Source organism: Shinella sp. M27 (genome assembly GCF_049199905.1).
In the GTDB taxonomy this organism is placed as follows: Bacteria; Pseudomonadota; Alphaproteobacteria; order Rhizobiales; family Rhizobiaceae; genus Shinella.
Genome location: NZ_JBLZPK010000039.1, coordinates 151589 through 163124, shown reverse-complemented (window position 1 = coordinate 163124; position 11536 = coordinate 151589). Strand labels below are relative to the sequence as shown.

Sequence of the window (11536 nt, the reverse complement as noted above, 5' to 3'; positions counted from 1 at the left end):
CCGTCGCGAATCCGTCTTCCTCGTTTTTGAGGTCGCCACAACAAATCCTCACCCGATTGCAGGTTGAGTAGAGACTGCTTTGCGAAGGTGATCAAGCGTCGAAAAGAACTGTCCCGCCGAATGCTACAGGGCCGCCGATACGGTCTCCGGGCCGGACAAAGCCGCACGGATGGCCCGGACCGCCGCAAGCGCCGTGCGCGTGCGCACTGTGTTGACGAATTCCGGCCAGCTCGACAGGATGACCGCGGCGAAATCCGCCTGCGGGTCGATATAGATCAGCTGGCCGAAAACACCGCGCGCCATATAGGCACCGCGCGCAGTATCCTCGATCCAGAACTGGTTGTGATAGGCGCCGGCCGGCAGCACGTCGTGATAGATGCCGCCGAAGAGCGCCGGGTCGGCGCCGAAGCGCGTGCCAGTGATCCATTCGGCAGGAACGATGCGCCGGCCGCCGATCTCTCCGCCGCGAAGATGCAGCAGCGCGAAACGGGCATAATCGCGCAGCGTCGCGTTGAACCCACCGTCGCCAAGCGCGTAGCCGGCGGCATCGACGGTGAAACAGGCATCCTCTTCCGCCCCCATCGGCGCCCACAATTCACGGCTGACCAGTTCAGCAAGCGGCGTGGCGGTCGCGCGTTGCAACACGAAGGCCAGCACGTCCGTCTCGATCGAACGATAGCGGAAGGAAGCCCCGTGCGGGCACTCCAGATCCTTCAGCGACAGGATCAGGTCCCAGACATGCAGCGGCCAGGTCGGGTTCCAGCGATCCTTCCAGCCGCTGGCGGCATCCAGCTGCGCCATGTGCGAATCGAGCGCGGTATAGGTCTCGTCGAACAGCACGCCGCTGGTCATGTCCAGCACATGCTGGACGGTCGTGCCGCGATAGGCCGTCGCCTCCAGCTCCGGCAGATAATAGGTCAGCAAGGCCGTGGGGTCGACCAGGCCCTGGCCGATCAGAATGCCCGCGAGCGTGCCGACGATCGACTTGGCGACCGATTGCGACAGATGCAGCGTGTGCGGCGCCATGCCGTTCAGGTAGCGCTCGGCAACGATGCTGCCGCGATGGAGCACGAGCAGGCCGTCGGTATAGGCCGTCTCCAGAAAACTGCCGATGGTGGCATACTGGCCGTCCACCTCGAAGGGGATGGCATCGACAGGTTGCAGATTGACCGGCAGCGGGCTCACCGGCCCCGGGCCGCGCCAGACTTGCGTGGTCGGCATCATGTCGCGGACATGCTGGAAGGTCCAGCGGTTCCACGGCGCGCGGTCCCATTCCTGCCGGGGGATGACGGGGTTTCCCGGTGCGGCGGGATCACGAAAGGACTGTGTGCTGGTCATGATATGCTCTCGTTTGCGGTTGGAACGCTGCCGCGTTCAATCATTGCGGCGAAGGTAACTGCCGCCGACGAATTCCCCGAACAGGCTGCCCATGTCGCTCATCATGGCGAAGTTGCGCTTGGCCTTCGGGCCGAGCTTGGTAGCAACGGCGTCGATCAGCAGATTGAGCACGACGCTCAGGCTTGCCGTAGAATCCCAGAAGGTTTTCACATGCGTATGGGCCTCGAAAACGAAGCGCGTATAGGCGAAGGCCCAATGGCTGAACTTGTCGGTGACGATGACCAGCGGCATCTCCATCGACTTCAGAATTTCCGCCAGCTTGATGCCGCGCGTAGCATAGGAGGCGGTATCCACCAGGACGACGGCGCTCTGCTTGGGATCCGCATTGATGATCTCGCCGAAGGTCCCGGAGGCATTGTCGATGAAGATGACGTTGGAGCGAGCCCACAACAGGCGGCTCGCGAAATCCATGGCCAGCCCCTTCGAAGCCTGGAAGCCAACGACATAGATGGTGCGCGCCTTCACGAGCAAGCTTGCGGCCTCGTCCCACACGTCGGTGGTGGTCAGGGCATAGGCCTTCACGATGGCGTCGAGCTCGAGCCGCAGGCTCTCCTGCAACATCTGCTGGCGACCCTCTCGCATCTGGAAGCGGGCCATGTAGTCGTCGACTTCACTGTCCTTCTCCGCGACCGCTACACGCAGGCGCTTCTTGAGGTCGCGCAGGTTCTCGAAGCCGAGGCCGCGAACGAACCGCGTCACGGTCATTTCGCTGACACCCACGGCCTGAGCTATGCTGCTCCCGGTCTCGAAGGGCAGTATCTGGATATTGTCGAGGATATAGGCCGCCAGGCTCTGCTCCGAGGGCGAGAAATCGGGCATGCGGGCGCGCAGGATCGCGTCGATGTCGATCTTGTCCTCGACGCTATTGGCGTCCTTGCCGCTTCGCGATTTCGCCACAGTGACAAGCTCCTAGAAATTACCGACATGGATGGCCGGACGCCCCTGCCCCCAGATGCCGGGAGCGCCCTCCATCTCTTCCTCGATTTGCCGCGCGGCCGCAAGCAGCAGGTCCTCCCGCCCGAAGCGGGCGACGAGCTGGATGCCGATGGGCAAACCCTCGCTGCTGCGCCCAAGTGGCAGGGATATCGCAGGCTGCCCGGTGGCATTGAACAAAGCGGTGAACGTTTCCTTCGGCGCCAGATCGTCGAAGACGCCATCCGCGTCGATGCCGGCGCGATTGGGATCGAAAGTGCCGATCGGTTCCGGCAGAATGGCGCTGGTCGGCGTCAGCAACAGATCGTATCCGGCCAGGAACCGCCCGATCTGCCGTGTTGTCCGGTCATAGACGGCAAGAGCCTGAATGAGCTCGGCACCGCAGATGCCGAGCCCCCAGCGATACAGCGCATGCACGCTTGCGCCAAGCGCCTCATCCATTGACCGGTTCATAAGTCGCCCCATGGCCGGCATGTTCGCGGCAGCATCGGCGGCCCAGATGACTTTCTGAGCATGGAGGAAGGCGGGATAGTCAAAGTCCGGCGACGCTTCCTCGACATGGTGGCCAAGCGATGCGAACCGCGCCGCGGCCGACCGTGTCGCGGCGGCGACCTCTGGGTCGATCCGCACGCCGGACCACGACTGCAGGCACAGCGCAATGCGCAGCCCCTTCGGCTTGCGTGTGATGGCATCGAGATAGGTGCCCGCTGGCGGCGCGATCTCATAGCCGTCGCCGGCATCCGGGCCATGGCACAGGTCGAGCAGGGCTGCGGTATCGCGCACGGAGCGGGTGAGCATGAAAGCCGTTGCAAGCCCCAGAAGCGGGGCGTTCGCGTTCGGAGACCCCGTGACCCGGCCGCGCGACGGCTTCAGCCCGATCAGGCCGCAGAACGCGGCCGGGTTGCGGATCGATCCGCCACCGTCGCTGCCCTGCGCGAAAGGCACGATGCCGGCGGCGACGGCCGCTGCCGCACCGCCGCTGGAGCCGGCGACGCCGCGCTCCGGATTCCACGGATTGCGCGTTGCGCCGTAGAGCGGCGATTCCGTCGCCGCCGGCACGCCGAATTCGGAGCTCGTCGTGCGTTCGGCATTGACCAGCCCGCCCTTGCGCAAACGCGTCCAATAGACGGCATCGTGGCCGGCGCGAAAACCCTGTGCCAGACGGCTGCCGAATTCGGCGGGCCGGCCCGCCTCGATGGGAAAGTCCTTGGTCAGGGTGGGAATGCCGCCGAAGGGGGTGGCGGACGCCTCCTCCGGCAAGCTTTCCAGCGCGTCCGCATAGAGTTCGATGACAGCGTTCAGCGTCGGGTTCACCGCCGCGACGGCCTGTTCGACACATCGGCCGAGCTCCCTCGGCGTGACCTCGCCTTTCACCAGCAGGCGGGCGAGGCCGGTTCCGTCATGGGCTGCATATTCATCAAGTCGCATGGGTCGCTACCGGTTGTGAAGGGGGGATTGTCTGGGCGGACGGCAGCCGGGCCATCGAACCGACCAGCGTCTGCGTATAGGGATCCTGCGGCGTGGACAGAACCTGTTGTGCCACCCCCTGTTCCACGATGCGTCCCGCCTTGAAGACATAGACGCGCTGGCAAAGGCTGCTCACCACGGCGAGATCGTGCGAGATGTACAGCAGCGTCAGCGAGCGCTCGCGCTGGAGCCGCACGAGCAGTTCCAGGATCTGCGCCTGCGTCGTGACGTCGAGCGCCGAGGTGATTTCATCCGCGATGAGCAGTTGCGGCTTCAACGCCAGCGCCCGTGCAAGGCCGACGCGCTGGCATTGCCCGCCGGAAAGCTGCTGCGGCTTGCGATCGCGCAGGCTGCTCGGCAATTCCACCATCTCCAACAGAGTGTCGGCTTCTTTCCGCGCCGTTTTTAGGTCCGCGAGACCATGCCGCCAGATCGGCTCGGCGACGGCCTCGGCGATGGTCAGGCGCGGATTGAGCGAATCGTACGGGTTCTGGAATACCATCTGCACGCGGCGGCGGAACGCCGTCAGGGCCGCGCCATCGAGCGCCCCGACATCTTCCCCGTCCAGGCGGATCGCGCCGCCGCTCGGCGTGTTCAGGCGAATGATCGACCGGGCGAGCGTGCTCTTGCCGGAACCGCTTTCGCCGACGATGCCGACCGTTTCGCCCGTCTTGATCTCGAGATCGACGCCGTCGAGGGCGCGGAAGGCATTGCCGCCTCCGAAGCCGCCGAGCAGGCCCTGTCCGGCGGGGAACGTCACCGAGAGGTTTTCGACGCGAAGCAGCGGTGTTGCCTGATCCGGACCAACGGCCGTACCGTAGCTCTTGCGGCCCGGCTGGGATTCGATCAGCAGTTTCGTATAGGGATGGCGCGGCCGATTGATGACCTCGTCGATCGGCCCCTGTTCCACCACTTCGCCATGGCGCATGACCACGACGCGCGAGCAGATATCCGCGACCACCCCGAGATCGTGCGAAATGAGGATCATCGCCAGTCCGGTCTTGCGGTTGAGCTCCTTAAGCAATTCAAGGATGCGGGCCTGCACGGTGACGTCGAGGGCGGTGGTCGGCTCGTCGGCGATCAGCAGCTTCGGCTGGCAACCGATGGCGGCGGCGATCATCGCCCGCTGTTTCATGCCGCCCGAAAACTCGTGCGGATAGGAGCGGGCACGCTTTTCCGGCTCGCGAATGCCCACATCTTCGAGCAGCTTGACAGCGCGCTGGAGACCTTCGCGCTTGCCGAGGCCGAGGTGGCGGATCATCGGTGCCGCGACCTGCTGGCCGATGCGGCGCAGCGGATCGAGATGCGATGCCGGGTTCTGGAAGATCATGCCGATGTCGCGGCCGCGAATGGCGCACAGTTCGTCCTCGCCGAGTGTCAGCAGGTCGCGTCCATCGAGCCTCACCGTGCCCTCGGCGCGTGCCGTGGCGGCCAAGAGCCGCATCACGGCGCGGCAGGTCACGGATTTGCCTGAACCGCTTTCGCCGACGATCCCGAGGATTTCTCCCGGCTGGAGCGTGAACGACACGTTCTTCACCGCCGCGAAGCCGCCGAAATTGACGGAGAGATCCTTGACCTCGAGCAGAGGCGGCTTGCCCGTTTCCAGCCCGCTCATGCCGTCACTCCCTTACGCTGTATCTGCCCCAATCCGTCGCCGAGCAGAGCAAAACCGAGGCCGAGCGAAATGGCGGCCAATCCCGGAAACAGGCAGATCCACCAGGCCTGCTGCACGAAGGCCTGCCCATCGGCGATCATCACACCCCATTCGGCGAGCGGCGGCTGCGCGCCCATGCCGAGGAAGCCGAAGCTCGCACCGGCGAGCATGACGAGCACCGCATCGCTGACCGCATAGGCGATGATTGGTCCGATGGCATTCGGCAGCACGTGACGGCTGAGAATTGCGACCGGCCCATAGCCCAGACATTTGGCCGCCTGGATATATTCGCTTTCGCGGATCGTCAGCACCTGCGCCCGCACCAGTCGCGCATAACTCACCCAGCCGACCAGCGTCAGCGCCAGGATGAAATTGAGCAGCCCTGGTCCGAGCACGCCGACAATGGCCAGCACCAGCACGAAGAAGGGGAACGCGACGGTCAGGTCATAGATGCGCATGAACACGTTATCGACCACACCGCCGAAATAGCCGCTCAAGAGCCCGATCGTTGTGCCGATCAGGAGGGGCGGAAGCACCCCGGCCACACAGAGCAGCAGATCGACCCGGCTTGCGAACAGAACCCGCGAGAAGACATCGCGGCCGACCTGGTCGGTGCCGAACCAATGGGCGGCACTTGGCGGAGAAAGCATGTTCATGATGTCAATGGCGTCGGGATCATAGGGCGCGATCGCCGAGGCGGTCAGCGCCGTCACCAGCCATCCGCCGAGGATGACGAGCGCAATCAGCATGGTCGGCGTGATGACGCGGACACGCGGCGCGGTCTGCGCCAGAACGGGGCTGTCAGCCATGGGCGATCTCCTCAGAGCCGGACGCGCGGATCGATGAAGGCGGTGAGCAGGTCCACCATCAGCGTGATCAGCACGGTGGAGACCGCGAAGATCAGCGTCAGGCCCTGCACGACGTAGTAGTCTCGGCCGAGCAGCGCATTGACCATCAGCGTGCCGAGGCCGGGCACCGCATAGACGGTTTCGACGATGACGGCGCCGCCGATCATGAAGGCCACCATGACACCGAGCAGGTTGAGGGTCGGCAGCACAGCGTTCGGCAGCATGGTCTGCCAGAAAATCTGCCGCTCCGTCGCGCCCTGCGCCCGTGCGGCGGTGACGAAGTCGGCCGTCGTCTTTTCGATGAGCGCGGCGCGCAGGCTCTGCGTCAGAACCGGCACCAGCCAGATGGCCGTCGAGAGCGCCGGCAGGAAGAGGTGATGAAGATGGCCGGTGAAACCGGTGCCATAACCCGAGACGGGGAACCAGCCGAGGCTGACGCCGAAGAAGCGCGACATCATGATGCCCAGCCAGAATACCGGGATCGTAAGACCGGCAATCCCGACAAGGCGAATGATCTGGTCAGCGATACCGCCGGGACGGCGGGCACCGAGGATGGCGAGCACGACCGTGGGCGGGATGGCGAGGCACAGAACATAACCGGTCAGGAACAGCGTCGGCCACATGAACTGTTCGATCAGTTGGCTCACCGGCCGCTGAAAGCGCAGCGACAGGCCGATATCGCCCGAAAGCAAATTGACGAGATAGGTCATGAACTGGCGCCAGAGCGGCAGGTCGAGTCCGTATTGCGACCGGATCGCCGCAATGGTCTCAGGGCTCGCCCGATCCCCGGCTAGAAGCCGCGCAGGATCGCCAGGCGCCATGTGGACCAGGAGAAACGTCACGAGGCTGATGCCGGCGAGCACGCCGATCAATTGCAGCAGACGCCGCGCAATGAGGTGCAGGAGGGACAATCCGGTTCTCCGGTTCGAGCATCAAGGGCGCGCCCCTTTTTTCGAGGCGCGCTTGAGACGGCTCACTGGCCGATGGACGTCTCTTCCAAGGTCCATTGCAGCGAAGGCGTCAGCTTGAGGCCTTGCAGACGCTTCGAATAGGCGACCGCATTCGGCGCGTAATAGAGCGGGATCTGCGCGACCTCTTCCGTGGTGATCTTCTGGATCTCCTTGTAGATCTCCGCGCGCTTGGTCAGGTCAACCTCCTTGGTGCCCTGCTCAACGAGTTCGTCGACCTTCGGGTTTTCATAGAAGGTGTTGTAGGAATTCGAGCCGCAGCTTCCGCACACCGCCCAGCGCACGGCGAGATCGGGATCGGGCGTCTCGTTGTACCACCAGTTGGCCGCAGCGTCGTAATCGCCCTTGCCGGTGGCATCCCACCAGGCGCCGCCATCGACATTGACGATGACGGGCTTGAGGCCAATTGCCTGCCACTGTGCCTGGATGAGCAGCGCCGTCTGCTGCGAAGGCGCATCGGCAGTTGCAAGGATCTTCACCTCGTGTCCCGCCATGCCGGATTCGGCCAGCAGTTCCTTCGCCTTGGCGGGATCGTAGGCAATGCCCGGATAATCCTTGTCATGGAAATCGACGCTGCCCGGCAGCGTGGTGTTTGCCGGCTCGGCATAACCGCGAGTGATGGCCTTGGCCATCGCCTTGTTGTCGATGGCCATGCCGGCCGCCTGCCGGGCCTGCAGATTGGAGAAGGGCTCACGCTTGTGGTTGAGCAGCGTCATGTAGATGGTGGTCGAGGGCTCGAGCCGCATATCGATGGCGTCGGCCGTCTTCAGCTCGTCGATCTGTGCCCACGGCACCGCCCGCACGGCATCGATCTCGCCGGCCTTCAGCATCGCGATGCGGGTTTCGGGCGAGGCAACCTCGATCAGTTCGACCGTCGCGTCCGACTTCGGATAACCCTCGCGCCAGTAATGCGGATTGGGCTCGAGGATGAGCCTTTCGTTCGGCTTCCACTGCTTGACCTCGTAGGGGCCGGATGTGACCGGGACGGTGGCGAAAGCCGCCTCTTCGCCCCGCTTCTCGACATCGGCCTTGGAGACGATGCCCATGTTCCAGATTTCGGCATTACCGAGGAACGGCGCGAAGGCCGACTTGAGCGTCACCACCACGGTCTTCGGATCAGCCGCCTTAACCGATTCCACCGCGCCGAGCGGCGCCGGATAAGCCGACTTCTTGTCGCTGCGGATACGCTCAAGGCTGAAAGCCACGTCATCGGCCGTAATCGCCGAGCCGTCCGAGAACTGCGCATCGCGCAGATGGAACGTATAAGTCTTTCCGTCCTCGGAAATATCCCATTTCTCGGCAAGGCCGGGCTCCAGCGCGCCGGTCTCCGAATTGCGCCGCAGCAGGCGCGAATAGAGCTGGCCGTAGGTTTCGATGTTGCCGGCCGCCGCCGACCGCATCGGGTCCAGCGTGGTCGTCTGATAGGGCGAGACGACACGAATGACATCCGCCGCCGAGGCCGGCCCGAAGGCAACCAGCCCCGCGGCCAGAAGGGTCGCGCCACTCAATGCCAAACCTTTGGCCCGCATGGGGGGCCTGCTCCAAAAAGTCATTGTTTTCTCCTCCCGAAATCCAGCGTGCCGCCAGACACACTGGGAGACTATGTTAGATTCAGCACAAACGTCAACAGCGATGTTATTTTTTCAACATTGCCAGGGGGAGGCGGCCTTCGGTCGGAAGCACAGTTGCACCGTCTCGGAGCTTGCGCGCGGAAACTATCCGCTCGCGGCGATCACTTTGCCAAACGGCACGCACGCCGTTAGAACCGTGCAAAAATTTGCCGGAGCCTGATTTGAAGACGATCGCGATTGATTTCGAAACGGCCAACGAACAGCGTGGAAGCGCCTGTTCCGTCGGGCTGGCGTGGATCGAGGACGGTCGCGTCACACGCGTCGAGGAGCGGTTGATTCGCCCTAAGACAATGCGCTTCTCCTCCTTCAACATCGCCATCCACGGCATCCGGCCGGAGGCTGTCGAAGATGCCGGTGAATTCCCCGAGGTCATGGACGAGTTCGCCGACGACTTTCGCGACGCGACAATGATTGCCCACAATGCGGCCTTCGATTTCAGCGTCTGGCGGGCTTGCCTCGACCAGTACGGCCAGAGTTATCCCGATCTGTCCTATCTCTGCTCGGTGAAAATGGCGCAGAAGGTCTGGCCCGATCTCGGATCCCACAAGCTGAATATCCTGGCCTCATATCTCGGCCTCACCTTCGCCCATCACAACGCGGCGGAGGACGCCGCAATCTGTGCCGAAGCGGCAATCTCGATGGCACGTTCACTGCGCGTGACACATGTGCGGGAGGTCCCCGCAAGGATCGGCATGAAGGCCGGCCGGCTTTTCGCCGGTGGATACGAAGCCTGCACCTGCCGCAGGAGCTGAAAGGCGCCGGAAGACGCGCCTTCCAGACCGCAGACCTCGGTGACGAAGGCGTTGGCGCGAAACGCCTCACAATCCTGACGTGATCATCTCGCGGATTTTTGTCGCTTTCTCGAAGTGGTCGAGAGCGTGCTTTCGGATCCACCACTCCGCCGCTTCCATCACCAGATCCGGATCATCGTTCTTGTTCGCAAAGAAAGCATAGAACGACAGGCCGACCGCCTCGCCTTTCTTGGCGATCTTTTCATTGCATACCGAAACGGCCTTGTTCCTCAGAGATTGCCTCAAGCTTGATCCTCGCGATTCAACAGCCCCCTGCGTAACAGACACGCGCATCAATCGCATGCGGGCGGCGGAAATTTTACGATTGCTGCGGCCTGCCTTTTCTGACCCAATGGCCATGGAATGCGGCAGCAGTTATCTCCCGATTGCTTCCTTCTACCCCCCCAGAAACTCGGAATGATCATGTCCCTGCCCCAGAAAATCGGCTTCATCGGAACCGGCACCATCACGGACGCGATGGTGCGCGGCCTCCTGACCAAGCCCGCCGCCGTGCCGCATGTCATGGTGTCCCTGCGCAGCGCGGACATCTCGGCAGGCCTTGCCGCCGATTTTTCGCAGGTTCTGGTCTCCGGCGACAATCAGGCGATCGTCGATGGCTGCGACACGGTCGTTCTGGCGATCCGGCCGCAGATCGCGGAGGACGTCATCCGCCCCCTGCGCTTCCGCGACGGGCAACGCGTGATCAGCGTCGTCGCGGCAACCGCGCGTGACGCGCTTCTGGACTGGATCGGCGCGGATGTACGCCTCTCCCAGGCGATCCCCCTGCCCTTCGTCGCGCGCCGCAAGGGCGTGACAGCCGTCTTTCCGCCGGATGCGGATACCGCCGCGCTCTTCAACGTGCTGGGCAACGCCGTCGAATGCGAGAGCAAGGCCGAATACGATCTGCTCGCCGCCGCCAGCGCCCTGATGGCCACCTATTTCGGCGTCATGCACCGCGCGAGCAAATGGCTGGCGGCAAACGGCCTGCCGGAAGACAAGGGACGCGCCTATCTAGCGCCCCTCTTCGCCAGCCTGTCCGATACGGCACTCCACGCCTGTAACCACGTGGCCTTCCTGGAGATGAGCCACGAATTCGCCACCAAAGGTGGTCTGAACGAACAGGTCTTCCGGGATTTCGAGGCGGACGGCGGTGGTCAGGCGTTGACCAAGGCACTCGACCACGTTCTTGCCCGGATCAAAGGGTAGCCGCCTACCAGCGCAGCCAGCGCCGGCCAAGCAGCGCACCCGCAGCGGTCACGCCCGCTATGGCGGCCGTGTACCAGGTAGCCAGGAACAACGGGCTATCGTCAGGGCAATGCCAGGCATAGATCGCAGCGGCAATGGCGCCGGCGGCAAAGCCGGCAGCGGCACCGGCCGCCGCCGGATTCTCGGGTGCGCCTTTCTTCAGCGCCCAGAATAGACTGGCGAAAGGCGCAAGCGACAGGACCGGCACGAAAAACAGGCAGAACAGCGCATTTCGTCCGATTAGGCTCGCCCGCCAGGCCTCACTCGGCAATGCGAAAAGCTCGATGATCACGGCGGCCGCCACCATGACGAGGGGCACGCCGAGCAGCAGAGCGGGAAAGCGCGTCTCCGCCCCCGGTCGGCCGATGCGCATGGCAAGCCGGGCGGCGAGAACGGCGAGAACGAGCGTGACGACGATCTTGAAGAGCACACGCGCCGTCTCGAAGACGCTCGCCATGTTATGCCGCAGGCCGACGGTGACGACGAGCAACGCGGCCGAAGCGACGATACCTACACCAAGAGCAAGCGCAAGCGCACGGCCATAGCGCAGGCCGACGGGCGCGTCGTGCGTCATCAGGATGATCAGGTCGTCCGTCTTCAT

At 63.8% G+C, this 11536-nt stretch carries 11 protein-coding genes; 2 read left to right on the top strand and 9 right to left on the bottom strand.

What is annotated here, in order from left to right; translation table 11 throughout:
* Nucleotides 1-123 precede the first annotated feature (123 nt).
* From ACOZK4_RS16400 to ACOZK4_RS16370, 7 genes are all read right to left on the bottom strand, one after another.
* A complete protein-coding gene (locus ACOZK4_RS16400) occupies nucleotides 124-1338 on the bottom strand; it encodes a serine hydrolase domain-containing protein (RefSeq protein WP_421592800.1) in 1215 nt (404 codons plus the stop codon).
* Between the two features lie 36 nt (nucleotides 1339-1374).
* Entirely contained in the window at nucleotides 1375-2295 is a 921-nt protein-coding gene (locus ACOZK4_RS16395) for a MurR/RpiR family transcriptional regulator (protein WP_421592799.1), read from the bottom strand.
* A gap of 12 nt (nucleotides 2296-2307) precedes the next feature.
* Complete coding sequence (locus ACOZK4_RS16390) at nucleotides 2308-3759, bottom strand: amidase (RefSeq protein WP_421592798.1); 1452 nt, start codon at nucleotides 3757-3759, stop codon at nucleotides 2308-2310.
* Nucleotides 3749-5413, bottom strand: a complete 1665-nt coding sequence (locus ACOZK4_RS16385; protein ID WP_421592797.1) for an ABC transporter ATP-binding protein — start codon at nucleotides 5411-5413, stop codon at nucleotides 3749-3751. Before ACOZK4_RS16385 ends, ACOZK4_RS16390 begins: the two co-directional genes overlap by 11 nt.
* The gene (locus ACOZK4_RS16380) at nucleotides 5410-6261 is read right to left on the bottom strand and encodes an ABC transporter permease (protein ID WP_313527673.1); all 852 of its coding nucleotides are present in this window, start codon (nucleotides 6259-6261) and stop codon (nucleotides 5410-5412) included. The genes ACOZK4_RS16385 and ACOZK4_RS16380 overlap by 4 nt, the downstream gene beginning before the upstream one ends.
* An 11-nt stretch (nucleotides 6262-6272) precedes the next feature.
* Complete coding sequence (locus ACOZK4_RS16375; protein ID WP_421592796.1) at nucleotides 6273-7211, bottom strand: ABC transporter permease; 939 nt, start codon at nucleotides 7209-7211, stop codon at nucleotides 6273-6275.
* A gap of 62 nt (nucleotides 7212-7273) precedes the next feature.
* The gene (locus tag ACOZK4_RS16370) at nucleotides 7274-8797 is read right to left on the bottom strand and encodes an ABC transporter substrate-binding protein (RefSeq protein ID WP_421592795.1); all 1524 of its coding nucleotides are present in this window, start codon (nucleotides 8795-8797) and stop codon (nucleotides 7274-7276) included.
* 263 nt (nucleotides 8798-9060) lie between these two features.
* On the opposite strand from ACOZK4_RS16370, the gene ACOZK4_RS16365 reads away from it, so the two are divergent.
* On the top strand, nucleotides 9061-9651 hold the full coding sequence (locus ACOZK4_RS16365; protein WP_421592794.1) for a 3'-5' exonuclease: 591 nt from the start codon (nucleotides 9061-9063) through the stop codon (nucleotides 9649-9651).
* 66 nt (nucleotides 9652-9717) lie between these two features.
* On the opposite strand, the gene ACOZK4_RS16360 is transcribed toward ACOZK4_RS16365, so the two are convergent.
* Nucleotides 9718-9936 carry a DUF6500 family protein gene (locus ACOZK4_RS16360; RefSeq protein ID WP_421592811.1) on the bottom strand — a complete coding sequence of 73 codons (219 nt, stop codon included), beginning with the start codon at nucleotides 9934-9936 and terminating at the stop codon, nucleotides 9718-9720.
* A gap of 177 nt (nucleotides 9937-10113) precedes the next feature.
* On the opposite strand from ACOZK4_RS16360, the gene ACOZK4_RS16355 reads away from it, so the two are divergent.
* On the top strand, nucleotides 10114-10896 hold the full coding sequence (locus ACOZK4_RS16355) for a pyrroline-5-carboxylate reductase (RefSeq protein ID WP_421592793.1): 783 nt from the start codon (nucleotides 10114-10116) through the stop codon (nucleotides 10894-10896).
* A gap of 4 nt (nucleotides 10897-10900) precedes the next feature.
* Here ACOZK4_RS16355 and ACOZK4_RS16350 read toward each other — a convergent pair whose 3' ends face one another.
* Entirely contained in the window at nucleotides 10901-11536 is a 636-nt protein-coding gene (locus ACOZK4_RS16350) for an NrsF family protein (RefSeq protein WP_421592792.1), read from the bottom strand.

Coding starts and splice junctions, on each gene's coding strand:
- ACOZK4_RS16400 (WP_421592800.1), bottom strand. CDS start 1,338: ATGACCAGCACACAGTCCTTTCGTGATCCCGCCGCACCGGGAAACCCC.
- ACOZK4_RS16390 (WP_421592798.1), bottom strand. CDS start 3,759: ATGCGACTTGATGAATATGCAGCCCATGACGGAACCGGCCTCGCCCGC.
- ACOZK4_RS16385 (WP_421592797.1), bottom strand. CDS start 5,413: ATGAGCGGGCTGGAAACGGGCAAGCCGCCTCTGCTCGAGGTCAAGGAT.
- ACOZK4_RS16380 (WP_313527673.1), bottom strand. CDS start 6,261: ATGGCTGACAGCCCCGTTCTGGCGCAGACCGCGCCGCGTGTCCGCGTC.
- ACOZK4_RS16370 (WP_421592795.1), bottom strand. CDS start 8,797: ATGCGGGCCAAAGGTTTGGCATTGAGTGGCGCGACCCTTCTGGCCGCG.
- ACOZK4_RS16355 (WP_421592793.1), top strand. CDS start 10,114: ATGTCCCTGCCCCAGAAAATCGGCTTCATCGGAACCGGCACCATCACG.
- ACOZK4_RS16350 (WP_421592792.1), bottom strand. CDS start 11,536: ATGAAGACGGACGACCTGATCATCCTGATGACGCACGACGCGCCCGTC.